19 protein-coding genes are annotated in these 26,537 nt (G+C 73.9%); 11 read left to right on the top strand and 8 right to left on the bottom strand.

The features are described from left to right. The first annotated feature begins 120 nt into the window (after positions 1-120). Both ACFUUZ_RS28220 and ACFUUZ_RS28215 read left to right on the top strand, forming a co-directional pair. Positions 121-1,326, top strand: coding sequence for a M20 family metallopeptidase (locus ACFUUZ_RS28220; RefSeq protein WP_378701420.1), 1,206 nt, complete (start codon positions 121-123; stop codon positions 1,324-1,326). A gap of 35 nt (positions 1,327-1,361) precedes the next feature. Further along, a complete protein-coding gene (locus ACFUUZ_RS28215; RefSeq protein WP_378701419.1) occupies positions 1,362-2,507 on the top strand; it encodes a M20 family metallopeptidase in 1,146 nt (381 codons plus the stop codon). Here the strand turns inward: ACFUUZ_RS28215 and ACFUUZ_RS28210 are convergent. Then, positions 2,504-2,983 (bottom strand): gamma-glutamylcyclotransferase, encoded by a 480-nt coding sequence (locus ACFUUZ_RS28210; RefSeq protein WP_378701417.1) that lies wholly within the window; start codon positions 2,981-2,983, stop codon positions 2,504-2,506. The two genes, ACFUUZ_RS28215 and ACFUUZ_RS28210, sit on opposite strands and share 4 nt — an antisense overlap. A gap of 171 nt (positions 2,984-3,154) precedes the next feature. On the opposite strand from ACFUUZ_RS28210, the gene ACFUUZ_RS28205 reads away from it, so the two are divergent. The 4 genes from ACFUUZ_RS28205 (at position 3,155) to ACFUUZ_RS28190 (ending at position 8,330) form a co-directional block, all read left to right on the top strand. Further along, positions 3,155-4,555, top strand: coding sequence for an NAD(P)H-quinone dehydrogenase (locus ACFUUZ_RS28205; RefSeq protein WP_378701416.1), 1,401 nt, complete (start codon positions 3,155-3,157; stop codon positions 4,553-4,555). Between the two features lie 256 nt (positions 4,556-4,811). After that, a complete protein-coding gene (locus ACFUUZ_RS28200; RefSeq protein ID WP_378701414.1) occupies positions 4,812-5,891 on the top strand; it encodes a hypothetical protein in 1,080 nt (359 codons plus the stop codon). A gap of 68 nt (positions 5,892-5,959) precedes the next feature. Next, the gene (locus ACFUUZ_RS28195) at positions 5,960-7,063 is read left to right on the top strand and encodes a hypothetical protein (RefSeq protein ID WP_378701412.1); all 1,104 of its coding nucleotides are present in this window, start codon (positions 5,960-5,962) and stop codon (positions 7,061-7,063) included. 79 nt (positions 7,064-7,142) lie between these two features. After that, positions 7,143-8,330 carry a PLP-dependent aminotransferase family protein gene (locus ACFUUZ_RS28190; protein WP_378701410.1) on the top strand — a complete coding sequence of 396 codons (1,188 nt, stop codon included), beginning with the start codon at positions 7,143-7,145 and terminating at the stop codon, positions 8,328-8,330. On the opposite strand, the gene glpK is transcribed toward ACFUUZ_RS28190, so the two are convergent. Beyond that, the gene (gene glpK, locus ACFUUZ_RS28185; protein ID WP_378701408.1) at positions 8,312-9,811 is read right to left on the bottom strand and encodes a glycerol kinase GlpK; all 1,500 of its coding nucleotides are present in this window, start codon (positions 9,809-9,811) and stop codon (positions 8,312-8,314) included. The two genes, ACFUUZ_RS28190 and glpK, sit on opposite strands and share 19 nt — an antisense overlap. Before the next feature lie 303 nt (positions 9,812-10,114). On the opposite strand from glpK, the gene ACFUUZ_RS28180 reads away from it, so the two are divergent. After that, complete coding sequence (locus tag ACFUUZ_RS28180; RefSeq protein WP_378701407.1) at positions 10,115-11,848, top strand: glycerol-3-phosphate dehydrogenase/oxidase; 1,734 nt, start codon at positions 10,115-10,117, stop codon at positions 11,846-11,848. A gap of 3 nt (positions 11,849-11,851) precedes the next feature. On the opposite strand, the gene hpnE is transcribed toward ACFUUZ_RS28180, so the two are convergent. From hpnE to ACFUUZ_RS28165, 3 genes are read right to left on the bottom strand one after another with little or no spacing between them, the layout of a single operon-like run. Beyond that, positions 11,852-13,222: a hydroxysqualene dehydroxylase HpnE gene (gene hpnE / locus ACFUUZ_RS28175; RefSeq protein ID WP_378701405.1), complete on the bottom strand. Its 1,371-nt coding sequence runs from the start codon at positions 13,220-13,222 to the stop codon at positions 11,852-11,854. A gap of 60 nt (positions 13,223-13,282) precedes the next feature. Then, on the bottom strand, positions 13,283-14,056 hold the full coding sequence (locus tag ACFUUZ_RS28170) for a DNA-formamidopyrimidine glycosylase family protein (protein WP_378701403.1): 774 nt from the start codon (positions 14,054-14,056) through the stop codon (positions 13,283-13,285). Positions 14,057-14,092: 36 nt separating this feature from the next. Next, the gene (locus ACFUUZ_RS28165; RefSeq protein ID WP_378701401.1) at positions 14,093-18,682 is read right to left on the bottom strand and encodes an ATP-dependent helicase; all 4,590 of its coding nucleotides are present in this window, start codon (positions 18,680-18,682) and stop codon (positions 14,093-14,095) included. A 47-nt stretch (positions 18,683-18,729) separates the two neighbouring features. Here ACFUUZ_RS28165 and ACFUUZ_RS28160 point away from each other — a divergent pair, with 47 nt between their 5' ends. Beyond that, positions 18,730-19,266, top strand: coding sequence for a histidine phosphatase family protein (locus ACFUUZ_RS28160; RefSeq protein ID WP_378701399.1), 537 nt, complete (start codon positions 18,730-18,732; stop codon positions 19,264-19,266). Positions 19,267-19,382: 116 nt separating this feature from the next. Here ACFUUZ_RS28160 and ACFUUZ_RS28155 read toward each other — a convergent pair whose 3' ends face one another. Next, complete coding sequence (locus ACFUUZ_RS28155; RefSeq protein ID WP_378701397.1) at positions 19,383-20,903, bottom strand: aldehyde dehydrogenase family protein; 1,521 nt, start codon at positions 20,901-20,903, stop codon at positions 19,383-19,385. 103 nt (positions 20,904-21,006) lie between these two features. Between ACFUUZ_RS28155 and ACFUUZ_RS28150 the strand changes: the two genes are divergently transcribed. Both ACFUUZ_RS28150 and lat read left to right on the top strand, forming a co-directional pair. Next, entirely contained in the window at positions 21,007-21,459 is a 453-nt protein-coding gene (locus ACFUUZ_RS28150) for an Lrp/AsnC family transcriptional regulator (RefSeq protein ID WP_067646402.1), read from the top strand. A 63-nt stretch (positions 21,460-21,522) separates the two neighbouring features. Then, positions 21,523-22,836 (top strand): L-lysine 6-transaminase, encoded by a 1,314-nt coding sequence (lat, locus tag ACFUUZ_RS28145; protein ID WP_378701395.1) that lies wholly within the window; start codon positions 21,523-21,525, stop codon positions 22,834-22,836. 27 nt (positions 22,837-22,863) lie between these two features. Here the strand turns inward: lat and ACFUUZ_RS28140 are convergent, their stop codons facing one another. Next, on the bottom strand, positions 22,864-23,202 hold the full coding sequence (locus ACFUUZ_RS28140; RefSeq protein WP_378701422.1) for a hypothetical protein: 339 nt from the start codon (positions 23,200-23,202) through the stop codon (positions 22,864-22,866). 210 nt (positions 23,203-23,412) lie between these two features. Here ACFUUZ_RS28140 and ACFUUZ_RS28135 point away from each other — a divergent pair, with 210 nt between their 5' ends. Further along, positions 23,413-25,497 (top strand): protein kinase, encoded by a 2,085-nt coding sequence (locus ACFUUZ_RS28135; RefSeq protein WP_378701393.1) that lies wholly within the window; start codon positions 23,413-23,415, stop codon positions 25,495-25,497. Here the strand turns inward: ACFUUZ_RS28135 and ACFUUZ_RS28130 are convergent, their stop codons facing one another. Then, positions 25,498-26,421: a patatin family protein gene (locus tag ACFUUZ_RS28130; protein ID WP_378701390.1), complete on the bottom strand. Its 924-nt coding sequence runs from the start codon at positions 26,419-26,421 to the stop codon at positions 25,498-25,500. It abuts the gene before it with no gap. Between the last annotated feature and the right edge of the window lie 116 nt (positions 26,422-26,537).

The following is a 26,537-nucleotide window of genomic DNA, read 5'->3' as shown; positions in this document are numbered from 1 at the left end:
AGTGGGCGAAGTGTATGCGCCGAAGGCGCGAGTCTCGCCCGCTCGGGCGCGAGCCCCCGGAGGGCGCGAACCCCGTCGTGCCGGAGGCGCGACAAAACAACACCTGCCAGACTGGTCGGCATGCCCGCGACAGACGCCACGACGGATGGTGCCGTCGCGCGGGTGCACGCGACGGTGGCGGCCGCGCGGGACGGGGTGATCGGGCTCTCGCACGCGCTGCACGCGGAGCCGGAGCTCGCGTTCGCCGAGGTACGCAGCGCCGCGGCGACAATCGAGCCACTGCGCGAGCGCGGTTTCGCCGTGCGCACCGGCGTCGCCGGGCTGCCCACCGCCTTCCGCGCGGTGTACGGCAGCGGCGAGCTGACCGTCGGGCTCTGCGCGGAGTACGACGCGCTGCCGGAGATCGGCCACGCCTGCGGGCACAACATCATCGCGGCCGCCTCGGTGGGTGCCGGGCTCGCGCTCGCCGACGTCGCCGACGAACTCGGGCTCACCGTCGTGGTGCTCGGCACCCCGGCCGAGGAGAGCGGCGGCGGCAAGGTGATCATGCTGGACCAGGGCGTCTTCGACGACCTGGCGCTGGCCATGATGGTGCACCCCGGCCCGTACGACATCGCGGGCGCCCGCTCGCTGGCGCTCAGCGATATCTCGGTACTGTTCCGCGGCCGCGAGGCGCACGCCAGCGCGGCGCCGGAGCGCGGCCGCAACGCGGGCGACGCCGCCACCGTCGCCCAGGTGGCGCTCGGGCTGCTGCGCCAGCACCTCGGCCCCGGTCAGCAACTGCACGGTATAGTCAACGACGGTGGCGTGGCCCCCAATATCGTGCCCGGACGTGCGGAATTGCTGTATTACCTCCGCGCAGCCGATTCCGCATCGCTCGACGAGCTGACGCGTCGGGCGTCGGATTGCTTCGCGGCGGGCGCCCTCGCGACCGGCTGCACCCACGAGATCCGAACGCTCGCGCCGACGTACACCGAGCTGACCCCGGATCCGGCGCTGCTCGCGGTGTACCGCGAGCAGATCACCGGCCTCGGCCGGACGCCGCTGCCGCCGGAGTTCGAGGCGCAGCGGCCGCTCGGCAGCACCGACATGGGCAACGTCACCAATATCGTCCCTGGCATCCACCCGGTCATCGGTATCGAGGCGGGCGGCGCCGTGACGCACCAGCCGGAGTTCGCCGCGGCCTGCGTCACCGCCTCCGCCGACCGCGCGGTGCTGGACGGCGCGGTCGCGCTGGCCTGTACCGCCGTGGCCGTTGCCCGCGATGAGCAACACAGGAGCAGTCTTTTGCAGCGACTCGTTCGACGACAGGAGGACATTCGGTGAGCACGAGCGGTCATCTGGTGCGGTCGGGCCGGAACGTGGTTGACACGTGGCTGGCCGAGCACCAGGTGGACCTGGTCCAGTGGCGCAGGCACATCCACGCGAACCCCGAGCTGTCGCGGACCGAGTTCGCGACCACGGAGTTCGTCGCCGCCTGGCTGACCAAGGCGGGGCTGGCGCCGCGGGTGCTACCCGGCGGCACCGGCCTGCTCTGCGACATCGGCCCGGAGGGGCCGCGGATCGGGCTGCGCGCCGACATGGACGCGCTACCGCTGCAGGAGTTCACCGGCCTTCCCTTCTCCTCCACCGTTCCCGGCGTCGCGCACGCCTGCGGCCACGACGCGCACACCACCATCCTGCTCGGCACCGCACTCGCGCTGGCCGACGCCGACCTGCCGGTGGGCGTGCGGTTCGTCTTCCAGCCCGCCGAGGAGGTCATGCCCGGCGGCGCCATCGACGTGGTCGCCACCGGCGCCATGCGGGGCGTGGACCGGATCTTCGCGCTGCACTGCGACCCGCGGCTCGAGGTCGGCCGGGTCGGGGTCAGGGTCGGGGCGATCACCTCGGCCGCGGACACCGTCGAGCTGGTGCTCGACTCGCCCGGCGGGCACACCTCGCGGCCGCACCTGACCAGCGACCTGGTGTACGCCATCGGCACCGTCATCACCGGGCTGCCCGGCATGCTCAGCCGCCGGATCGACCCGCGGACCAGCACCGTCATGGTGTGGGGCGCGGTGAGCGCGGGCAAGGCGCCGAACGCCATCCCGCAGACCGGCATGCTCACCGGCACCGTGCGCACCGGCGACCACGCCACCTGGGAGCTGCTGGAGCCGCTGGTCCGCGAGATCGTGGACGCGCTGCTCGCCCCGACCGGCGTGCGCTACCAGCTCAACTACAAGCGCGGCGTGCCGCCGGTGGTGAACGACGAGCGCTCCACCCGGATGTTCGAGGCCGCGATCAACGAGCTCGGCCCCGGCGCGCTCGCCGACACCCCGCAGTCCGGCGGCGGCGAGGACTTCTCCTGGTACCTGGAGGAGGTGCCGGGCGCCATGGCCAGGCTCGGCGTCTGGTCCGGCACCGGCGAGCAGCTCGACCTGCACCAGCCCACCTTCGACATCGACGAGCGCGCGCTCGCCGTCGGCGTGCGGGTGCTCAGCAATATCGTGCTGCAGGCCGGGCGCTAGACCGAGAAGTTGCCCGGCCCGACATTGCGGCTGTTCCTGGTCCGCAGCGCGTGCACGTACTCGCCGGGGGCGCCCGCCTTCTCCGCCGCGTCGGCCATCACGCCGAGGTAGCGCGCGGAGGGCAGGCCGCCCTCGTACGCGTCGAGCACGTAGAGCCAGGCCAGCACCGGCTCGGAGCCGCTGCCCGCGCTCGGGGTGACGCGCAGCCGGATCTTCTTGTGGATGCCGAAGTCCGAGCCCTCCCAGCGGTCCAGCCGCTCCTCGTCCTCCGGGGAGACGTCGTAGAGCACGACGAAGACCCGGGAGCCGGGCTCCTCGACGACGGTCGCCAGCGGACCCTCCCAGCCGATGTCGTCACCGGCGAAGGTCAGCCGCCACCCCTCCAACCAGCCCGTTCCCGACATCGGGGAGTGCGGACAGCGCTCGAGCATCTGTGTGGAGTCCATGTTGGATCCGTAGGCGGCGTATATCGGCACCAGGAGAGCGTATCCAATGCCGCCGCCGCGGCGATCGGGTCCCGCCGGACCGGCGCAGCACCCCGGCGCGGCTGCCCCGCCGCGCGGGCTGCCGAGCCGGTCCGAGCTCGGCCGATTACGGTTGTCCCTGACCTCGGAGATCCCGGGACCAGCACGAGCGAGAGGTGACCCATGACCCGCATCGCGATCATCGGCGGCGGCCCGGCCGGCTACGAGGCCGCGCTGGTGGCGGCGCAGCACGGGGCGGCGGTGACGCTGGTCGACTCGGACGGCATCGGCGGCGCCTGCGTGCTCTGGGACTGCGTCCCCTCGAAGACCTTCATCGCCTCCACCGGCATCCGCACCGACCTGCGCCGGGCCCGCGACCTCGGCATCACCCTCGACCCGGACCAGGCCGGGGTGCGGCTGCCCGAGGTGAACCACCGCGTCAAGGCGCTGGCGCTGGCGCAGTCCTCGGACATCCGCTCCAAGCTGCAGGCCGCCGGGGTCACCGTGCTGCCCGGGAACGGCTCGCTGCTGGAGCCGGTCGGCCGGGCCGAGCACCGGGTGCTGGTCCGGGACGGCGACGGCGCCGAACAGGTGATCGACGCCGAGGTGGTGCTGATCGCCACCGGCGCGAGCCCCCGGGTGCTGCCCGGCGCGGAGCCGGACGGCGAGCGCATCCTGACCTGGCGGCAGCTCTACGACCTCGACGAGTTGCCGGAGACCCTGGTCGTGGTCGGCTCCGGCGTGACCGGCGCGGAGTTCGTCTCGGCCTACACCGAGCTCGGCGTGCGGGTGAAGCTGGTCTCCAGCCGCGACCGGGTGCTGCCCGGCGAGGACGCGGACGCCGCGCTGGTGCTGGAGGACGCGCTCGCCGAGCGCGGCGTCGAGCTGGTCAAGCACGCCCGCGCGGACGCCGTCGAGCGCACCGCGGACGGCATCGTGGTGAAGCTCTCGGACGGGCGCACCGTCACCGGCTCGCACGCGCTGATGACCGTCGGCTCCACCCCGAACACCGGCGGGCTCGGGCTGGAGCACGTCGGGATCGAGCTGGACCGCGGCGGCTACCTGCGGGTGGACCGGGTCTCGCGCACCGCCGTCACCGGGATCTACGCCGCGGGCGACTGCACCGGGCTGCTCCCGCTCGCCTCGGTCGCCGCCATGCAGGGCCGGATCGCCATGTACCACGCGCTGGGCGAGGGGGTCAGCCCGATCCGGCTCAAGACCGTCTCCTCGGCGGTCTTCACCCGGCCGGAGATCGCCACCGTCGGGGTGAGCCAGACCGCGATCGACAACGGCGAGACACCCGCGCGCACCGTCATGCTCCCGCTGAACACCAACCCGCGCGCCAAGATGTCCGGGCTGCGCCGCGGTTTCGTGAAGATCTTCTGCAGGCCCGCCACCGGCGTGGTGATCGGCGGCGTCGTGGTCGCGCCGATCGCCTCCGAGCTCATCCTGCCCATCGCGCTGGCGGTGCAGAACAACCTGACCGTGAACGACCTGGCCCAGACCTTCTCGGTCTATCCGTCGCTCACCGGTTCCGTGATCGAGGCCGCACGGCAGCTCATGCGGCATGACGACCTCGACTGACCGGCTCGTGAAAACCAGGTGTCACCTGCGTGAACGCCGTTGTGCGGCAGTGCGGTTGACGCGGTGCGGGCCGCGGTGTCCCGATTGCCCCGGTCGGACAACTGTGGTTCACTCCGTTACGGAGACGTGATCGGCGGGTTGGGTCGCGGCGTTTCGGGGTTGGGGGGTTTCCTCCGGGAACGGCCGTGCTGCCTCCCGTACGGAAAGGGAAAAGCGAAAAGTGAAACATCGTAAGCCGACCCGGGCGCAGCGAGCGATGGCGAGCACCTCGCTGCCGCTGGCGACAGCGGCAGCCGTGGCGACCTTCTTCGCGGCGCCCGCAGGGGCGGTTCCGAACGATCAGCCGACCACACCGGCCACGCCCGCCCCGGTTCAGCCGGGCACCAACGTGACGCCCGAGCAGCAGCCGCAGACGCAGGGCCCGACCCAGCCGGGGACGGGGCCGCAGAGCCAGCAGCCGCAGACGCCGGAGAGCAAGCCGACGCCGAGTCAGCCTGGTGTCACCACGCCCGAGCAGGACCAGGCGCTGCCGGACAAGACCGACCCCAAGCTCAACCGGCCGACCCAGCCCGGTGTGACGACGCCGCGCGTGGCGCCGCTGCCGGTGCCGGGCCAGGAGGGGCAGCCCGCACCTGGCCAGGCCGCTCCCGGCGCGCCCGCACCGGGCCAGGACGCGGTCGCGCCCGACCAGGTGCCTGGCACGCCGCAGGCGCCGGGCGCCCAGGATCAGCCCGCGGCCACCCCGTCCGGCCCCGGCGGCGAGAGCCAGGCCGCGCCGGGCACCGCGCCGCAGAGCCAGGCCCCGCAGGCCGACACCGACTCCGCGCCCACGCAGACCCTGGTGGAGCCGCGCTGGGAGGCGCCGCGCAACGAGAGCGCCCCGCCCGCGCCGGTGGTCGAGATGACCGGCCCGCACGCCGAAGTCGGCGCCGCGGTGGACGGCGGCGCGCTGCTGCCCGGCTACGTGGCCAACACCCACCACTTCAGCAACGAGGCCGGGTACGTCGGCACCGTCGGCTACACCACCCCGACCGGCTCCGGCGAGGCGGGCGTCTCGGTGGAGTTCGTCGACACCAACACGATCCACGTCTCCAGCTTCACCGGCGGCGAGGGGCTGGCCGACGCCAAGTCCAGCGTCGTGCTCGACACCACGCAGGTGAACCTGGCCAAGGCCGCGGTCGAGGACTGGATCAAGGCGCAGCCGGGTGGCGCCGCCGCGCTGGATGCGGCCGCGCAGGTTAAACTTCCGCCGATCGTGCCGCCGGGCGACTCCGCGCCCACGACGGTCAACGTGGGTGGCGTCACCACGCAGTGGGGTGGTTCACTCCAGTACTGACACGTACCGATTGACGGGTGGGGCGGTCGTTCGCGGCCGCCCCATTTCGTGCGTTCGAGAGGATTGGTGTGGGCTCCGAGGGTGATGCCAGAGGCAACGAGTCCGGCCGCGGGCCCGGCTTCGGCCCGCCGGTGCACGGGAGCGAGGGCGCCGACGAGAGCGGCTCCGGCGCTTCCGGTTTCGGGCCTCCGGTGAGCGGCGGCCAGGACGAGCCGACCACCAGGTCGGGGAGCGCGTTCGGCGCCCCGATCGGGCCGGGGCACATCCCGGGCTGGCAGCCGCCCGCGGCCTCGCGGCCGGAGGTGGGGTGGCGGCCCGCGGGCGGGCTGCTGCCCGCGGGCGGGAGCGCCGACGGCGCGGCGCGGCCCGCGAGCCCGCCGACGGCGCGGCAGGCGAGCCCGGCCACGCCGTTCGGTGCGAGCCTGACCGGCGCCGATCCGGACGACCCCGCCGCCCCGACCGTGCGGCACCAGGTGGCCCCGGCCCCCGCCGCGCCTTCGGCGGAGGAGCCGCAGTGGTGGCGGGACGCGGACGAGAGCGGCGGCGTGCCCAAGCCGCCGCCGGTCTCCGACCCGGACGGCCTCGCCTGGTCCGACGACCCGATCGCGCGCAGGCTCGCCCCCGGCGGCTCGACGGTGGTCGAGCGGGCCCCCGCCGCGAACCGCGGCACGCTCTACGGCGCGCTGGCGGCCACGCTCGCGCTGCTGGTCGCGGTGGTGGTGATCGTGGTGACGGTGCGCGGCGGCGGGGACGACAGCGACCCGGTGGCGGCCGCGCCCGCGCCGAGCACCGCCGCGCTGAGCTGCCCGGCCACCGAGGACGGCACGGTCACGGTCGGCAACGGCACCGGCGACACGGCCAGCGGCGCAGGCGCCATCCTCGGGTTCCAGTACGCCTTCTACGTGGAGCGCAGCGGCGACCGGGCCCGCGGGTACGTCGACCCGGACGCCGCCAACATCTCCTCGGCCCCGGTCATCCAGAGCGCTATCGACGAGCAGATCCCGGTGGGGACGACGCACTGCCTGCGGATCACCGAACTCGCCGTCGACACCTTCGAGGTCGATCTCACCGAGCACCGCCCCGATGGCACCACCACCGTCTACGAGCAGACCGTCAGCACCGTGGTGAAGGACGAGAAGCACCTGGTGCACTCCATCGGAAACCGGGCATGATTCTCGAAATGTGAGACGTAGGTTTCACATTCTGGTAGCTCCGTGCGAGAGTGGTACGACATCGCACGGAGGTATCGCCATGTCGCCAACTGCCCCGCCGCTGGCCGGGAAGCTCGCCGGGCTGCGCAGCTCCGCCATTCGTGACCTGCTGGAACTCACCGAGCGGCCGGATGTGCTGAGCCTGGCGGGCGGGCTGCCGGACGCCGACCTGATGCCGCGCGAGCGGATCGCCGCCGCGACCGCCGCCGCGCTCGCCGACCCGCGCAGCCTGCAGTACACCGGCTCGCCGGGGTGGGGGCCGCTGCGCGAGGTGCTCGCCGCGCGCGAGTCGGCGAAGCTGGGCAGGCCGGTGCCGGTCGCCGAGGTCTTCGTGACGCACGGCTCGCAGCAGGCGCTGGCGCTGCTCGCCGAGGTGCTGCTCGACCCCGGCGCGCTGGTCGTGGTCGAGGACCCGGCCTACGTCGGGGCGCTGCAGGTGTTCCGCGCGGCGGGCGCCCGGATCGCGGCGGTGCCGCTGGACGCCGAGGGGATGCGGCTCGACCTGCTCGCCGAGCTGCTCGCCCGCGGCGAGCGCCCGGCCGTCGTGCACACCGTGAGCACCTTCCACAACCCGGGCGGGGTCACCATGAGCGCCCGCCGCCGCGCCGAGCTCGCCGAACTGGCCGCCGCGCACGGCTTCTGGGTGATCGAGGACGACCCGTACGGCGAACTCTGGTTCGACGGCCCTCCGCCCGCGCCGGTGGCGGCGCACGGGGCGAACGTCATCCGGCTCTCCAGCGCCTCCAAGATCCTCGCCCCCGCGCTGCGGGTGGGCTGGATGGTCGCGCCGAACCGGGTGGCCCGCGCGGTGGAGCTGCTCAAGCAGGGCGCCGACCTCTGCGGCTCGGCGCTCACCCAGCAGGTCGCGGCCGAGCTGCTCGCCGACGGGAACTGGCTGGCCGGACACGTGGACCGGGTCCGCGCCGCCTACGGGCAGCGGGCGAAGGCGCTGGTCGGCGCGGTCCGCGCGGAGTTCGGGGAGCGGCTGCGCTGCACCGACGCGGTGGGCGGGATGTTCGTCTGGGGCGAGTTCACCGACGGCACCGACACCGCCGCGCTGCTGCCCGTCGCGGTCGAGCACGGCGTCGCCTTCGTGCCAGGCGCGGCCTTCGCGGTCGAGGCGGAGTACCGCTCCGCGCTGCGCATGTGCTTCACCACCTCGGACGCGGCGTCGCTCACCGAGGCCGTCGCCCGGCTGGGCCGGGCCGCTCAGTCCACCCAGCTGTAGGTGCGCTCGACCGCCTTGTTCCAGGCGGCCAGGTGCTCGGCGCGCTCCGCTTCGCTCATCTCCGGGTGCCAGGTGGTGTCGGCGGACCAGTTCGCCCTGATCTCGTCGGTGCCTGACCAGTACCCGACCGCGAGCCCGGCCGCGTAGGCGGCGCCGAGCGCGGTGGTCTCCTCCACCACCGGGCGCACCACCGGCACGTCCAGGATGTCGGACTGGAACTGCATGAGCAGGCCGTTGCGGACCATGCCGCCGTCCACCTTGAGCGTGGTGAGCTGCAACCCGAGCCGCTGGGACTCGGCGTCCGCGCGCATGGCGTCGACCACCTCCCTGGTCTGGAAGGCGGTGGACTCCAGCACCGCCCGCGCCAGGTGCGCCCGGTTCACGAAGCGGGTGAGCCCGGCGATCACGCCGCGCGCGTCCGGGCGCCAGCGCGGGGCGAAGAGCCCGGAGAAGGCGGGCACGATGTAGGCGCCGCCGTTGTCGGTGACGCTGCGGGCCAGCGGCTCGATCTCGTCGGCCGAGGCGATGATGCCCAGGTTGTCCCGGAACCACTGCACCAGCGAGCCGGTGACCGCGATCGAGCCCTCCAGCGCGTACACCGCGTCCTGCTCGCCGAGCCGGTAGCAGACCGTGGTGAGCAGCCCGTGGTTGCTCACCACCGGGGTGGTTCCGGTATTGAGCAGCATGAAATTGCCGGTGCCGTAGGTGTTCTTGGCCTCGCCCGGCTCCAGGCAGGCCTGGCCGAAGGTGGCCGCCTGCTGGTCGCCGAGGATGCCCGCGACCGGGACGCCTGCCAGCGGCCCCGACTCCGGCACCGCGTACACCTCCGACGAGCTGCGGATGGCGGGCAGCACGGCGGTGGGGATGCCGAAGTCGGCGCAGATCTCCGGGTCCCAGTCCAGCGTGCGCAGGTCCATGAGCATGGTGCGCGAGGCGTTGGTGACGTCGGTGACGTGCTCGCCGGTGAGGTTCCACAGCACCCAGCTGTCGATGGTGCCGAAGCACAGCTCGCCCGCCTCGGCGCGGGCGCGGGCGCCGTCCACGTGGTCCAGGATCCAGCGCAGCTTGGGGCCTGCGAAGTAGGTGGAGAGCGGCAGCCCGGTGCGCTCCTGGTAGCGGTTCGGCCCCGCCTCGCCGCCGAGTTCGACGCAGAGCTTGTCGGTGCGGGTGTCCTGCCAGACGATGGCGTTGTGGATCGGCTTGCCGGTCGCGCGCTCCCAGACCACGGTGGTCTCGCGCTGGTTCGTGATGCCGACCGCGGCCAGGTCGTCCTGGCCGATCCGCAGCTCGCGCAGCACCTCGGTGACCACGGCTTCGGTATTGCGCCACAGGGTTTCGGCATCGTGTTCGACCCAGCCGGGGCGCGGGAAGAGCTGCTCGTGCTCGCGCTGGGCCACCCCGATCACCGCGCCGCCGCGATCGAAGACGATGCACCGGCTCGATGTCGTTCCCTGATCGATGGCGGCCACATAGCGACGCATCCCCGCAGGCTACTGGATGCTCGGCGCGCCGCGCATCACATCGCGGGCGGTGGCAGGGACGGTTAGGGTGGGACTTGTTACCGGCGGGTAGCGGTCGGAGGTTCGGAGCGGGCGGCGCGCATGCCCGGCACGGCCCCGCGGCCGACGTGACCCGAACGGGCCGCGCGGCGGCGTGACCTCGGATGGGCCGCGCGGCGCGGCGCCGCCGAGGCGCCGCGAAGTATCCGCCGCGCTCGCATAGCCTGAACCCGCAGGCAGCGGGTACCACCGCCCGCAGGACGGAGCCGGCCGAAGGAGTCGAGCATGACCATCACCCCGGATTCCCAGTTCCTCGGCCCCGACCAGCGCCGGGACGCCTGGGAGCGGCTGGGCAAGGACCACTTCGACATCGTCGTGATCGGCGGCGGCATCGTCGGCGCGGGCATCGCGCTGGACGCCGCCACCCGCGGGCTGCGGGTGGCGCTGGTGGAGGCGCGCGACTTGGCCTCCGGCACCTCCAGCCGCTCCTCCAAGATGTTCCACGGCGGGCTGCGCTACCTGGAGCAGTTGGAGTTCGGGCTGGTCCGCGAGGCGCTGCGGGAGCGCGAGCTCTCGCTCGCCACCCTGGCCCCGCACCTGGTGAAGCCGCTGCGCTTCCTCTACCCGCTGACCAAACGCGGCTGGGAGCGGCCGTACGTGGCCGCCGGGCTCATGCTCTACGACTCCATGGGCGGCGCGAAATCCGTTCCCGGCCAGCGGCACCTGACCCGCGCGGGCGCGCTGCGGCTGGCGCCGGGGCTGCGCCGCTCCGCGCTGATCGGCGGCGTCAGCTACTACGACACGGTGGTGGACGACGCCAGGCACACCATGACCGTCGCCCGCACCGCCGCGCACTACGGCGCCGTGCTGCGCACCTCCACCCAGGTCGTCGGCTTCCTGCGCGAGGCGGACCGGGTGGTCGGGGTGCGGGTGCGCGACACCGAGGACGGCCGCACCGCCGAGATCCACGCGCACGTGGTGATCAACGCGACCGGGGTGTGGACCGACGAGGTGCAGGCGCTCTCCCGCAACCGCGGCCGGTTCCACGTCCGGGCCTCCAAGGGCGTGCACATCGTGGTCCCGCGGGACCGGATCGTCAGCGACACCGCGATCATCCTGCGCACCGCCACCTCGGTGCTCTTCGTCATCCCGTGGGGCGCGCACTGGATCATCGGGACCACCGACTCCGACTGGAACCTCGACCTGGCGCACCCATCGGCGACCAAGGCCGATATCGACTACCTGCTGGAGCGGGTGAACGAGGTGCTGGTCACGCCGCTCACGCCCGACGACATCGACGGCGTCTACGCCGGGCTGCGGCCCCTGCTGGCCGGGGAGAGCGACGAGACCTCCAAGCTCTCCCGCGAGCACGCCGTGGCCCGCACCGCGCCCGGGCTGGTCGGCATCGCGGGCGGCAAGTACACCACCTACCGGGTGATGGCCGCCGACGCCGTCGACGAGGCGGCATCCGACATCCCGGCCCGGGTCTCGCCCTCGATCACCGAGAAGGTGCCGCTGCTCGGCGCCGACGGCTACTTCGCGCTGGTCAACCAGACCGTCCAGCTGGCCGAGGCCTACGGCGTGCACCCCTACCGGGTCAAGCACCTGCTCGACCGCTACGGCTCGCTCATCGACGAGGTGCTCGCGCTCGCCGACGGCAAACCCGAGCTGCTGCAGCCGCTCACCGACGCCCCCGCCTACCTCCAGGTCGAGGCGGTCTACGCGGTCGCCGCCGAGGGCGCGCTGCACCTCGACGACATCCTGGCCCGCCGCACCCGCATCTCCATCGAGTACCCGCACCGCGGCGTCGCCTGCGCCGAGCAGGTCGCCCGCCTGGTCGCGCCGGTGCTCGGCTGGGACGAGGCCGAGATCGACCGGGAGATCGAGACCTACCGGGCCCGCGTCGACGCCGAGATCCGCTCCCAGACCCAGCCCGACGACGGCTCCGCCGACGCCCTGCGCGCCGCCGCACCCGAGCCGCGCGCGCAGATCCTGGAGCCGGTGCCCAGCGAGGGGTGAGCCCTACCGCCCGTCCCGCGCCAGCAGGAGATCGACGGCGACGGCGGCGCTCTGGACGGCGCTCTCCATGGTGGCGGACCAGTCGGTGGCGGTCCAGTCGCCCGCCAGGACCAGGCCGGGGACGGAGGTGCGCTGGGCGGGGCGCAGGTCGTGGGTGCCGAGGACCTGGGAGAAGGTGGCTTTCGGCATCCGGACGACGTGGCCATGGACCACCTTCGCCTGCCTGGCGGCCGGGTAGTAGCGGCGCAGCAGCTCCATCTGCTCGGCGACGATCTCCTCGTTGGTCTTGTGGATCTGCTCGTAGGCGCCGCTGGTGGTGAGGCAGTAGAGCCAGGCCTGCTCGGTGCTGCGGCCGGTCATGAGCTGGCGGTCGAAGACCTCGTCGATCACGCCGGTGCCGCCGATCAGCGCCTCGAACTCGGAGCGGGTGCCGAGCGGGCGGTCCAGGTAGAGGTTGGTGCTGACGATGGGGGTGTAGCCGAGCTTGTCGGCGCGGGCGTAGATGTCGGCGTGCTCGGGCAGGTCGTCGAGGAGGCCGCCGATATTGCCGTTCGGGACCGCGCAGACCACGGCGTCGGCGGGGACGGTGCTGCTGTCGGCGAGCGTGACGCCGGTGACCTCGCCGTTTTCGATGACGATCCGGCGTGCGACGGCCCGGTGCCGCACCTCGACGCCGTGCTCGCGGAAGTACTTCTCCGCCCCGGTGACGTAGAGCGTGTCCAGGTCGGTGGTGGGGTAGCCGATGGTGACGGCCTGCCGGTGCGCGATGCCGTGCCTGATGCCGGTGGCGAGCACCCTGGCGAAGACCGCCGCCGACTCCTGGTGCACCGGCTCGGCGGCGATGCCGAGCGCCAGCCAGTCCCAGATGGCCTCGCGTGCCTTGGCAGGCATGCCGACCCGGTCGAACCACTGCGCGGTGGTGAGGTCGGCGAGGTCGACGGGCTGGTGCAGCGCCTGCCAGCCGAGCCGCGCGGTGGCGACGGCGGCGCGGGCGCGCTCCAGCGGGGTCGCGTCCGGGTGGCCGCCGAAGAGCGTGCCGAGGGCGCGGACGCCGCGGGTGTACATGTCGACGCTGCGCCCGTCCGGCCAGCGCAGCGTGCCGCGGTTCGGGAAGGCGACGTACTCGCGGGTGCCGATGGTGCGCAGGTACCGGAAGAGGTGTTCGTAGCCGCTGGCGATGACGTGCTGGCCGTTGTCGGGGAGGTCGTCGACGGCCTCGACCTTCATGGCGTGGGTGCGGCCGCCGAGCCTGCCGCGGCGCTCGAGCAGGGTGACCTGCTTGCCCGCCTCGGCCAGCCAGACCGCGCTGGCGAGGCCGGCCAGGCCGCCGCCGATGACTACGTACTTCCGGGGATCGCCCTGCTGTCCGGCCACTGTCGCCCGCCCTCCACGCTTATTGACAGACTGCCAGTAAAGGGGCGGCGGCGGATTTCGTCAAGGCTCGGGTTGGCAGCGCGGGCAGAACCAGATGCCGCGCTCGCGCTGGGTGATTCGGTCCTGCTCCGGGCCGGTGTCGCCGAGCACGCGGCGCACGATGCGGGTGTCGCAGCGGCGGCAGCCCCAGTTGTGCCGGTTGTAGACGAGCGGCACCCAGCGGTCGTGCGCGGCCTTGCTCAGGATGCGCTGGGCCTCGTTCACCATGGCGAGCAGGTCGGTGACCTCGCCCGCCGGGGTGGCCGGGTGCACCTTGCGCAGGTAGCAGACCTCGCTGCGGTAGATATTGCCGATTCCCGCCAGGTTGCGCTGGTCCAGCAGGGCGACGCCGATGGTCTGCCGCGGGTGGCGCGCTAGCCTGCGCACCGCCTCGGCCGGGTCCCAGTTCGGGCCGAGCAGGTCGGGGCCGAGGTGGTCGATCACGGTGTGCTCGTCGGCGAGCGGGAAGACCTCGACCTTGCCGAGCGAGAAGCCGACGGCCTCCACGTCCTCGGTGGCGAGGACCAGCCTGGCGGTGGCGCGCGGCTGGGTCCAGCGCTGGCCGCAGCGGTAGGTGCGCCACAGCCCCTCCATCTTGAGGTGGGTGTGGATCGAGGCGGTCGGGGTGCGCACGAAGAGGTGCTTGCCGTAGGAGCCGACGCTCTCCACCTGCTGGCCGCGCAGGTCGACCGTGGCGTACCGGGGGACGCGGAAGTCGCTGCGGGTGAGGATCTTTCCGGCCAGGGCGGTGCGCAGCCTGGCGGCGGCGCGGTACACGGTGTCACCTTCCGGCACCGAGGTGCTCCCTTCGACGGGCGGGCGGGCGGATCGTCACCGGCCGAACTCCGGGCGGCGCACCGCGCGCTGCGGGCGCTCCTCGCGGCGGGGCGCGCCGCGGCGCAGCCGGAGCCCGCGCGGGGTGGCGGAGAACCCCGCCGTGGTGAGGAAGCCTGCGAAGGTGTGGCCGTGCACGGTCTCCCCGTCCACCCTGTCGATCACCAGGGTCTCCACCCCGCCCTCGTGCACCAGCTCCGCCAGCGCGTTCGCCGCCGCCTGCCTGGCGTCCGGGTCCTCGGTGAAGGTGAGCAGCGTCTTCCCGCCGCGCTCCAGGTAGGCCACCAGCTCGCCGTCGAGCAGCACCACCATGGCGCCCGCCTTGCGGCCGGGCCGGTGCCCGCCGTCCACCTCGCCCTTGGGCCAGGGCAGCGCCGCGCCGTAGGGGTTGGCGGGGTCGGTGGCGGCCAGGGCGAGCGCGGTGGCGGTGCTCCGCTGCCCGTCGTGCGGCTCGTGCGACCGCAGCCGGTCCACCACGTCGGTGGTGGAGAACTGCGCGCCGCCCAGCGAATCCACGAAGTACCCGCGGCGGCAACGCCCGCGGTCCTCGAACTCGGTGAGCACCCGGTACATCAGCGCGAAACCGCCCGGCACCCCTTCGTTCTGCACCGAGCCGCGAGTGAGCACGCCGTACCGCTCCAGCAGCAGGTCGGCGGTGGCGTGCGCGCGCACGGTGTTGTCGGCGGCCCGCTCCGGCAGCAGCGACCAGCGCCCGGCCACCGTCGGCGGGCCGCTGCGGGTGGGCAGGGCTGGGCGGGGCAGGTAGGCGCGGGCTCGCGGCGCCCGGCGCGGGCTGCGGTGCGCGGTGGTGGCGCGGGTGGTGCCGCCGAGCAGCGCGCGCACCGGGGCGAAGGTGTCGCCGGCGACCAGCCCGGCCCAGACCAGGTCCCAGAGCGCCGCGGCGACGGCGGTGTCGTCCAGCAGGCCGGTGGCATCGGAGAGCTGCCGGAAGAAGTAGGCGCCGCCGCTCTGCGGCATCGCGCCGTCCACCGCGCCGAGCGCGGTGAGCAGCCGCAGGTGCGGTTCGGCGAACTCCGGTTCGTCGGCGGGCGGCAGGGTGAGCGGCGCCTGCTCGGCCAGGTGCAGCGCGACCCAGCCGTCCTTGCCGGTGATCGAGCCGTGCCCGGACCACAGCACCTCGCCGGTGGCGGTGAGCTCGTCCAGCATGGCGGGGGAGTAGTCGCGCACCCGCGCGGGCAGCACCAGCGACTCCAACGCCGAGGCCGGGATCGGCACCCCCGCGAGCTGCTCCACCACGGTCGCGACGCCGTCCACCCCGCGCAGCGTGCGGGTGCGCACGTGCTGCCAGGCGGGCAGGAAGCGGCCGAAGGCGGCGGTCGGCACCGGCTCCACCTCGTGCCGCGCCGCGGCGAGCGAGCGCCGCCGCAGCCGCCGCAGCACCTGGGTGTCGCACCACTCCGAGCCCGCGGCCGACGGCGTGAACTCGCCCTCCACCACCCGCTTCTCGGTGCCGAGGCGGTGCAGCGCGGCCGCGGCCACCGCGGTGCCGAGGCCGAACCTGGCCGCCACCGCCGCGGTGTCGAACGGGCCGTGCGTGCGGGCGTACCGGCCGACCAGGTCGCCGAGCGGGTCCGGCACCGGCTCGACGAAGGCGGCCGGGGTGCCGATCGGCAGCGGGACCCCGAGCGCGTCGCGCAGCCGCGCCGCGTCCTCCACCGCCACCCACCAGGAGCGCCCGGCGAAGCTGACCTCCAGCGCCCGCCGCGCCACCCGCAGCTCGGCGAACCAGTCGATCGGGTCGGCGGTGCAGCGCGCGGCGGCCTCCTCGGCGGTGAGCGGGCCGAGCAGCCGCAGCAGGTCGGCCAGCCCCTCCAGGTCCCTGGCGTGCCGCTCCGGGGTGAGCCGCTGCAGCTCCGACTCGGTCTGCTCCAGCACCGCGGCGTCCAGCAGCTCGCGCAGCTCGACCCGGCCGAGCAGCTCGGCGAGCAGCCCGGAGTCCAGCGAGAGCGCGGCGGCCCTCCGCTCGGCCAGCGGGTTGTCGCCCTCGTACATGAACTGGCCGATGTAGTCGAAGAGCAGCGCGTTGGCGAACGGCGACGGGGTCGGCGTCTCCACCTCGACCAGCCGGACCTGCCTGCGCGCCACCCGACCCAGCAGCTCGGTGAGCGCGGGCAGGTCGTAGACGTCGCGCAGGCACTCCCGCGCGGTCTCCAGCAGGATCGGGAAGTCGGGGAATTTGCGCGCCACGTCCAGCAGCTGCGCTGAGCGCTGGCGCTGCTGCCAGAGCGGCGCCCGCTTGCCCGGGTCGCGGCGGGGAAGCAGCAGCGCGCGGGCCGCGCACTCGCGGAACCGGGAGGCGAAGAGCGCCGAGGTCCCGACCTGCTCGGTGACGATCTCGTCGATCTCGTCCGGCTCGAAGACGAAGAGCTCACTGCCCGGCGGCTCGTCGGTGGTGTCCGGCAGCCGGACCACGATGCCGTCGTCCGAGGCGGTCGGGGCGGCGTCCACCTCGAACCGCTCGCGCAGCCGAGCCCCGATGGCCAGCGCCCACGCCGCGTGCACCGGCATGCCGTACGGCGAGTGCAGCACCAGCCGCCAGTCGCCGAGCTCGTCCCGGAACCGCTCCACCACCAGCGTCTTGTCGGTGGGCAGCCTGCCGGTGGCGGTGCGCTGCTCGGTGAGCAGCGCGGCCAGGTTGTCCCGGGCGAAGGCGTCCAGCCCGGCGGCGCCGGTGAGCTTCTCGAGCCCGCCGTCGTCCAGGTGCCTGCCCGCGCTGCGCACGAACTCACCGACCGCCTCGCCCAGCTCGGCCGGTCTGCCCAGCCCGTCGCCGTGCCAGAACGGCAGCCGCCCCGGCTGGCCGAAGGCGGGGGTGACCAGCACCCGGTCGTAGGTGATCTCCTCGATCCGCCAGCTGGTGGCGCCGAGCGCGAAGACGTCGCCCACCCGCGATTCGTAGACCATCTCCTCGTCCAGCTCGCCCACCCTGGAGGCCTTCTCGCCGACCATGTAGACCGCGAACATGCCGCGGTCCGGGATGGCGCCGCCGGAGGTCACCGCGAGCCGCTGCGCGCCGGGGCGGCCGGTGAGCGTGCCCGCGTCCCGGTCCCAGACCAGCCGGGGCCGCAGCTCGGCGAACTCGTCCGAGGGGTAGCGCCCGGCCAGCAGGTCCAGCACCGACTCGTAGGCGGAGCGCGGCAGCCCGCTGTAGCTGCCGGTGCCGCGGACCAGCTCGAACCAGGCGTCCACGTCGAGCGGTTCCAGCGCGCAGGCGGCGACGGTCTGCTGCGCCAGGATGTCGAGCGGGTGCGCGGGCATGCGCAGCGCCTCGATCTGCCCGGAGAGCATGCGGTGCGCGGTGACCGCGGTGTGCACAACGTCGGTGCGGTGCTTGGGGAAGAGCACGCCGCGGGAGACCTCGCCGACCTGGTGCCCGGCCCGGCCCACCCGCTGCAGCCCGCTCGCCACCGACGGCGGCGCCTCGACCTGGACCACCAGGTCCACCGCGCCCATATCGATGCCGAGCTCCAGGCTGCTGGTGGCGACCACGCAGCGCAGCCTGCCGCTCTTCAGGTCGTCCTCGATGAGCGCGCGCTGCTCCTTGCTCACCGAGCCGTGGTGCGCGCGCGCCAGCAGCTGCCCGGCGCCGTGCACCACCTCGGTCGAGGCGCCGAGCTGGGCGGGCGGGCCGTGCTCGGTGTCGACCGGCTCGCCCGTCCGCTCGGCGTAGGTCTCGTTCAGCCGGGCGGTGAGCCGCTCGGCCAGCCGCCGCGAATTGGCGAAGACGATGGACGAGCGGTGCTCCAGCACCAGGTCGACGATGGCGGAGTCGACGTGCGGCCAGATCGAGCCGGGCTGGTCGGACTCGCCGTCGGAGTCCGGCTCGGTCATGTCCGCCACCGGGACCCGCACCGACAGGTCGAAGGTCTTCGGCGCGGGCGGCGCCACGATCGTGATCGGCGCAGGGCCGACCAGGAAGCGCCCCACCTCCTCCGGCGGGCGCACGGTGGCGGAGAGCCCGATGCGCTGGGCCGGGCGCTCGGCCAGCGCGTCCAGCCGGGCCAGCGAGAGCGCCAGGTGCGCGCCGCGCTTCCCGCCCGCGATGGCGTGCACCTCGTCCACGATCACCGTGTGCACCTCGCGCAGCGTCTCCCGCGCCGCCGAGGTGAGCATGAGGAACAGCGACTCCGGGGTGGTGATCAGGATGTCCGGCGGGGTGCGCTGCATGAGCCTGCGCTCGCCCGCCGGGGTGTCGCCGGAGCGCACGCCGACGGTGATCTCCGGCGGCTCGAGCCCCAGCTTGGCCGCGGTGCGCGCGACGCCTGCGAGCGGGGCGCGCAGGTTGCGCTCGACATCCACCGCGAGCGCCTTGAGCGGCGAGACGTAGAGCACCGAGGTGCCCGCGGGCGGCTCGCCGCGCTCACGGACCCTGGTGGCCGGATCGCGGGTGGCGAGCCGGTCGATGGCCCAGAGGAACGCGGAGAGCGTCTTGCCCGAGCCGGTCGGCGCGATGACCAGGGTGTGCGCGCCCGCGGCGATCGCTTCCCACGCCCCGAGCTGCGCGGACGTCGGCGCCGCGAAGGCGCCGTCGAACCACTGCCTGGTTGCGGGGGAGAAGCGGTCCATGGCCCCAGTGTGCACCCGGGTACCGACACGGCGGTTAACCTGCCGGTATGGCGGGGACGGTGCGGCTCGATCTGGTGAGCCACGGGATCACCGCGGCGCTGCGGGCGGGGCGCTTCCCGGACGACGAGCCGCTGCTCGACACCTGGGCCGTCGAGCCGCTGACGCGGCCGCCCGCGGTGGTGCTGTGCGGGCCGGAGCGGCGGGCGGTGCGGACCGCGGAGCTGCTCGGCGTGCGGGCCGAGGTCGATCCGGGGCTGCGCGATCTGGACGCGGGGGAGTGGCGCGGGCGCGAGATGGGCGAGCTGCCGCCGGAGCAGGTGCACGCATGGCTCACCGACCCGGCGTTCGACGGGCACGGGGGTGAGTCGGTGGTGGCGGTCGTCGCGCGGGTCGCCGAATGGATGCGGGATGTCGCCGCAGGCGCGCGACCGGTGCTGGCGGTGACGCACCCCGCCGTCGTGCGGGCCGCCGTCGCGCACGCCCTCGGCGCGCCGCCGAGCGCGTTCTGGAGGGTGGACGTGCCGCCGGGCTCCCGCACCCGGCTGCACTTCCGCGGTGCCTGGACCCTGCGGCTCCCGGCCTGACCCCTGGCTCAGGCGCCCGGCCGCCTGAGCCACTCCTTGCGCCGCGCTCTGCGCCTGCGCCTGCGCCGCTGACCGGCTTCCGCGCCCGGCCTGCCGTTCCGGCTCGGCCCGTACCGCTACTCGAAGCGAATCCCCTGGGCCAGCGGCAACTCCGTCGAGTAGTTCACCGTGTTGGTGGCCCGCCGCATGTACGCCTTCCAGGAATCCGACCCCGACTCCCGCCCACCCCCGGTCTGCTTGTCCCCGCCGAAGGCGCCGCCGATCTCCGCGCCCGAGGTGCCGATATTGACGTTGGCGATCCCGCAGTCCGACCCGTCCGCGGCGAGGAACCGCTCCGCCTCGCGCTGGTCGGCGGTGAAGATCGCCGACGACAGCCCCTGCGGCACCGCGTTGTGCAGCTCGATGGCGGTCTCCAGGTCGTCGTAGGTGAGCACGTAGAGGATCGGCGCGAAGGTCTCCGCCCGCACGATCTCGGTCTGCGCGGGCATCCGCACCAGCGCGGGCCGCACGTAGTAGGCATCCGGCCCGAAGCCGTCCACCCTGGCCCCGCCGCTGACGACCGTGCCGCCGTCCGCCACCGCCCGGTCCAGCGCCGCCGTCATGGCGCGGAACGCGCGCTCGTGGATCAGCGGCCCGACCAGCACCCCCGGCTCGGTCGGGTCGCCCACCCGCAGCTGCTCGTAGGCGGCCGCGAGCCTGCCGACCAGCTCGTCCGCGATCGAGCGGTGCACGATGAGCCTGCGCAGCGTGGTGCAGCGCTGCCCGGCGGTCCCGGCCGCCGCGAAGACGATGCCGCGCACTGCCAGTTCCAGATCGGCCGACGGGGCGACGACGGCGGCATTGTTGCCGCCCAACTCCAGCAGGCAGCGGCCGAACCGCGCCGCCACCCGCGGCGCCACCGCCCGCCCCATCGGCACCGACCCGGTGGCGCTGAGCAGCGCGACCCTGGCGTCGTCCACCAGCACCGCCCCGTTCTCCGCGCCGCCGAGCACCAGCTGGTGCACCTCGGGGTCCGCGCCGACCTCGGCCGCGGCCCGGCGCAGCAGGGTGTGGCAGGCGAGCGCGGTGAGCGGCGTCAGCTCGGACGGCTTCCACACCACGGTGTCCCCGCAGACCAGCGCGATCGCGGTGTTCCACGCCCAGACCGCGACCGGGAAGTTGAAGGCCGAGATCACCCCGACCACGCCGAGCGGATGCCAGGTCTCCAGCAGCCGGTGCCCTGGCCGCTCGGACGGCATGGTGCGCCCGTACAGCTGCCTGGACAGCCCGACCGCGAACTCGCAGACGTCGACCATCTCCTGCACCTCGCCGACCGCCTCCGCCGGGATCTTCCCGGCCTCCAGCGTGACCAGCCCGCCCAGCTCCTCCCGGTGGGTCACCAGGAGTTCGCCCAACCGGCGCACGACGGCCGCGCGCACCGGCGCGGGCACCGTGCGCCAGCTCCGGAAGGCGTGCGCGGCGCGCTCGATCGCGGCCTCGGCGGCGGCGGGCGAATCGGTGCGGATTCCGAACAGCACCGCGCCGGTGATCGGGGTGCGGGCGCCCAGCTCGCCCGGCTCCGGCGCAGCCACGCCGAGCGCGGCGAGCAGGTCGAGCGCGCGGGCGGCGAGCGGATCGGTGGTGACGGTCTCGGTCACGGGGTCCTCCCTGGAAGTACGGGAATGCGAACATCGTTGGGCGGGTGGGCGATGCGGGCGAACTTCTCGCACCTGCGCGGTTCCGCTGGGTTAGCCTTCGGTGATGGCGGATTCACCTGCACGACCCGTTCTCGACGACATCGATCGTCTGCTGATCCGTGAGCTGATGGCCGACGGACGGGCGACGCTGTCGAATCTCGCGGAGAAGGCGAGCCTCTCGGTGTCGGCGGTGCAGTCGAGGGTGCGCAGGCTGGAGGCGCGCGGCGTGATCCGCGGCTATACCGCCAAGGTCGATCCGGAGGCACTCGGGCAGCTGCTCTCGGCATTCGTCGCCATCACCCCTCTCGATCCGTCGCAGCCCGACGACGCGCCCGCGCTGCTGCAGAGCATCCCCGGAATCGAGGCGTGCCACTCGGTTGCCGGCGACGAGAGCTACGTCCTCACCGTCCGGGTGGCCTCGCCGCGGCACCTGGAGCAGCTGCTGCAGGAGATCCGGGCGACCGCCAACGTCCGCACCCGAAGCACCATCATCCTGCAAACATTCTATGACAAGTAGGCTTGCGCAGTAATTAGTTCGATTTCGTATAGAGATTCCGCAAATTTTCCTTACAGTTGAGGGGTGACCCTCGAACTCGAACGTCCCGGCGTGCGCGCGGCCGCGGTCCGCGAGATCCTCGCGGGGAGCATCCTCGCCGACGGCTTCGACCTGGTGCTCGACCTGCACCGCTCGGCGGGCAGGCGGCTGGTGGACGAACGCGACGGCACCGCCTACCTCGACATGTTCGGCTTCTTCGCCTCCAGCGCGCTCGGCATGAACCACCCGGCGCTCGCCGCCGACCCGACCTTCCGCGCCGAGCTGCTGGAGGCGGCGCTGAACAAGCCGAGCAACTCCGACATCTACACCGTCGCCATGGCCCGCTTCGTGCAGACCTTCGTCCGGGTGCTCGGCGACCCCCGGCTCCCGCACCTGTTCTTCGTCGACGGCGGCGCGCTCGCGGTGGAGAACGCGCTGAAGACCGCCTTCGACTGGAAGAGCAGGCACAACCAGGCGCTGGGGCGGCGCGCCCCCGGCTCGCGGGTGCTGCACCTGACCGGCGCCTTCCACGGGCGCTCCGGCTACACGCTCTCGCTCACCAACACCGACCCGGTGAAGACCGACCGGTTCCCGAAGTTCGACTGGCCGCGGATCGAGGCGCCGTACCTGCGCGCGGGCCGCGACGTCCTGGCCGCCGAGGAGCGGGCGCTCGCCGCCGCGCGCCGCGCCTTCGCCGAGTACCCGCACGACATCGCCTGCTTCCTCGCCGAACCCATCCAGGGCGAGGGCGGGGACCGGCACTTCCGCCCCGAATTCCTGCTGGCCGTGCAGGAGCTGTGCCTGGAGCACGATGCGCTGTTCGTGCTCGACGAGGTGCAGACCGGGGTGGGGATCACCGGAACGACCTGGGCCTACCAGCAATTGGGGCTGGCGCCGGATGTGGTCGCGTTCGGGAAGAAGACGCAGGTCTGCGGGATCATGGCCGGGGGGCGGGTGCCCGCGGTGCCGGACAATGTTTTTCGGGTCGGCTCGCGGCTGAACTCCACGTGGGGCGGGAATCTCGGCGACATGGTCCGGGCGCGCCGGATTCTCGAGGTGATCGAGGCGGAGGGGCTGGTCGAGCGGGCCGGGGTGCTCGGCGCGCACCTGCTCGCGCGGTTGACGGCGCTCGTCCCGCTGGTGCGCGAGCCGCGCGGGCGCGGGCTCTTCTGCGCGGTCGACCTGCGCTCCGGGGAGTTCCGGGACGAGGTGGTGCGGGTGCTGCGCGAGCGCGAGCACGTGCTGGTTCTCGGGACCGGGGAGTGCGGGATCCGCTTCCGGCCGCCGCTCACCGTGACCGTGGACGAACTGGACGCGGCGGTCGACGCGCTCGGGCGGGTGCTGGTGGAGCGGGGCTGAGCCGGGCGTGGCGGCGGAGTGCCCCGGTCAGTGCACCCGCAGGTCGAGCGCGCCCTCGGTGAAGCGGGTGACCGCGGCGCGGGCGGCGGTGAGCGCCTCCGCGAACCCGTCCCGCGCCCACCCGTCGACGGTGGCCGTCCCGTCCGCCGCGGGGGTCACGCCGATCTCGGCGACCAACTCGGCGGTGGTCGGCTCGCAGACCGCCCAGGAGAGGTGGCTGCCGTCGGCCCACTGCGCGGTGCGGGTGCGCACGTGGTCGGGGTCGGTGACGCCGCCCGCGCGCAGGGCGGGCCGGTCGTCGATCCGGTCGTCGGCGCGCAGCGCGCGCAGGTACCAGGAGCCCGCGTTGATCTCGACGGGTTCCATCAGCGCGTGGTGCTCGGCGGCGGGGTTCGCATGCGGCAAGGGTAGGGGGTCGGCCGGGTCACAGGAATCGGCAGTGGGCGGCGCGCCGGTCCGGGGTTACGCTGCGTTCGGGGGTGCGGATCGGATTCACCGGCTCGGGTGCAGGCCGATCGAGGGCGACGGGAGGAACGCGATGGGACCCGTTCGAGCGGGCAGCGCCGGGAACCGCTGATGGCAGCCGCGACGAGCTTCGGCCGCTACCGGCTGGACCGGCTGCTCGGCAGCGGCGGCATGGGCCAGGTCTGGCTCGCCCATGACACCGAGGCGGGCAGGCCGGTCGCGCTGAAGCTGCTCTCCACCGAACTCACCGCCGACGAGACCTACCGCAGGCGTTTCGAGCGCGAGGCGCAGGTGATCGCCGGGCTGGACAGCCCGCACATCGTGCCCATCCACTCGCACGGTGCCGTGGACGGGCGGCTCTACATCGCGATGGCCTACGTCGACGGCACCGACCTCGCCGCCAGGCTCGCCGCAGGCGGGCCGCTGCCCGCAGGCGCGGCCGTCGCGGTGATCGCGCAGGTGGCGCGGGCGCTCGACTGCGCGCACGCGGCCGGGCTGGTGCACCGCGACGTCAAGCCGTCCAACATCGTGGTGCGGCCGGACGGGTTCGCCGTGCTCATCGACTTCGGGATCGCGCACGGGGTGGGGCACACGCAGATGACCACCGCCGGGATGGCGATCGGGACCTGGGCGTACATGGCGCCGGAGCGGTTCTCCGGGAGCGCCGACGCGCGCGCCGACGTGTACTCGCTGGCCTGTGTCTTCTACGAATGCCTCACCGGGAAGCGGCCGTTCGGGGACAGTGATCCGGCGCGGCAGATGCACGGGCACCTCATGACCGTCCCGCCGAGCGTCGCCGGGCTGCCCGGCGTTCCCGCCGCCTTCGACGCGGTGATCGCGCGCGGGTTGGCCAAGGAGCCGGGGGATCGATACTCCTCCGCCGGTGAGTTCGCCGCCGCTGCTCTGCGCGTGCTGCCGGGGCAGGCCGGGCCCATGCCGACCCTGTCCATGCCGGTTCCCGGACCGACGCCGACGCTGGTCGCCACCCGGTACGAGACGCGGAATGCCGGGGCCGGAGGGGCGAGCGGCGCTCCCGCGGGGGCGCCGCAGGCCGCGAGCGGACATCGCGGCGGAGGCCAGCAGGTCGGGCCGGACTCGGCCGGGCAGTCCGGTGGAGCCGGAATGGCGGGTGTGGCGGCCGGGGTCGCCGCGTGGATCGGTGCCGCTGTCGGGAAGGCGGTGCGCGGGGACGAAGCGGGTTCGGCCGGGCGGCCGGGTTCGGCATCCGGCCCTGCGAGCCGCGGTGGCGCGGGTGCCGGGGTGGCGCCGCGGCCGGTGCCCGCCCCCGCGCCGCGACCCGCCGCCTCCGGCTACCCGGTGCCCGGCCGCGCGCCTGCGCCTGTCGGCCGCAGCGCCGCGCCGGTCCCCGTCGGCCGCAGCGCCGCGCCCGCGCCTGTCCGCCGGAGCGCCGCGCCGGTCCCCGTCGGCCGGAGCGCTGCGCCGGGGCCGGACCGCAAGTGGTACCTGCGCCGCCCGGCGTCGAACCCGGCGCCCACCCAGGCCCCTCCACCCGTCTGGACCTGCCAACTCCAGGACTACGCCCGCTCGTTCCGCCCGGCAGGCTGGGGCGCGGTGCAACCCCGCCGCCCGGCGCACGGCCCGGCCTGGCCGTCCCGCGGCGGCGGCGCCTCCGCCTACCCGGTGCGCCCGGCCAGGGCACCCCGCCGCAGGCGCAGGCGCGGCGGCCTGCTGCGCCGCCTGCTCATGGCCACGATCCTGCTCGTCGTCGCCCCGCTCGCGATCATCGCGGGCTGCCTGGCGCTGATCGGGGCGGGCACCCCGGACGATGCCGGGCGCACCCCGCCCCCGGCGCAGGAATCGCTCGGCCCGGCCCGGGACGGCAAGCTCGAGTTCTTCGTCACCGAGGTGGAGTCCGGGGTGGCGCGGATCGGGCTGGAGACGGCCTCCGGCGCCTACACCGTGGTCCGCATGGACGTCCGCAACATCTCGGACCAGCCCAAGTGGTACACCCCGTTCGGCCAGAAGCTGATCGACAGCACCGGCCAGACGCACAACCAGGACACCACCGCCACCGCGTGGCACAGCACCCAGCAGGGCTACGGCCACTCCTTCGAACTGGCCCCCGCCGCCTCCGGCTCGACCATCCTGGTCTTCGACCTGCCGACCGGCACCGCGCCCGCGTACCTGGAGCTGCACGACTTCGCCTTCTCCGGCGGGGTCACCGTCGGGCTCTGATCAGGCGTCCACGCTCGCGAAGGCGGCGTGCACCGCGCGCCGCCCCAGCTCCAGCGCCGCGGCGAGCAGGTCGATGTCGCGGGCTGTGCTCGCGACCTCCGGTGCGTCCGCGGGCGGGTGCAGCTGCAGCGCGGCGGTGCCGAGCCCGGCGAGCAGCCGCTCCTCGACGCCCTGCTCGGCTTCCCGGGCGAGCCAGCTCCGGTAGGCGCCGGGCGCGCGCAGCCTGAGGTAGTTGCCGCCGATCACGCGATGGACGCGGGAGGTCGGCGGGCGGAGCTCGTCGGCGCGGCGGGTGCGCAGCACCAGCAGGTGGGTGGGGTTCGAGCGCAGCGCGGAGCGGATCGGGACCGGCTCCGCGATGCCGCCGTCGAAGTACGGGACGCCGTCCAGCAGCACCGGGCCGCCGGCGAGGATCGGCAGGTTGGCGCTGGCGCGCAGCGCGAGCAGCAGGCTCGGCTTGTCCACGATGTGCGGACGCAGGTCGATGGCGTTGCCGGTGCGGGCGTCGGTGGCGATCGGGTGGAAGGTGGTGCTGCTGTTCAGGATGGCGGGGAAGTCCATCGGCTCCAGGCCGTCGTAGACGCGGTGCACCAGCCAGTGCACGTCGAAGGCGGCGCCGCCGCGAAACAGGCGGGCGGGGTCGATGACGCGGTTCATGATCGCGCGGTCGGTCCAGGTGCGCATGCCGGGGATCGCGCGGCCGCACAGGAGCCAGGCGCCGTTCACCGCGCCCGCCGAGGTGCCGTACACGGCGTCGAAGACGCCCGCCAGGCCCAGCTCCTCCAGGCCCTTGACCATTCCGCTGGAGTACACACCCCTGCTGCCGCCGCCCTCGATCGCCAGCACCAGGCGGTGCCCGTCGGTGCGCGTCCCCGCCGCGCACCTGGTGCGGATCACCTCGGTCACGGTGGGGGAGTCGGTCATCCGACCGAGATTACGCCCGCGGGCGGATTCGGAGCGAAGCGCTGCGGGGGCTCGGGGGCGAACGCCCCCGATTCATCGACCCCGACAACGGCGGAGGGCGGTGAGCGCGTCAGCGC

Origin of the sequence: Nocardia sp. NPDC057353 (genome assembly GCF_042667085.1) — a bacterium.
GTDB lineage: Bacteria > Actinomycetota > Actinomycetes > Mycobacteriales > Mycobacteriaceae > Nocardia.
Note: the sequence above shows the minus strand (reverse complement) of the source record. Positions and strands in the feature narration are given on the sequence as shown.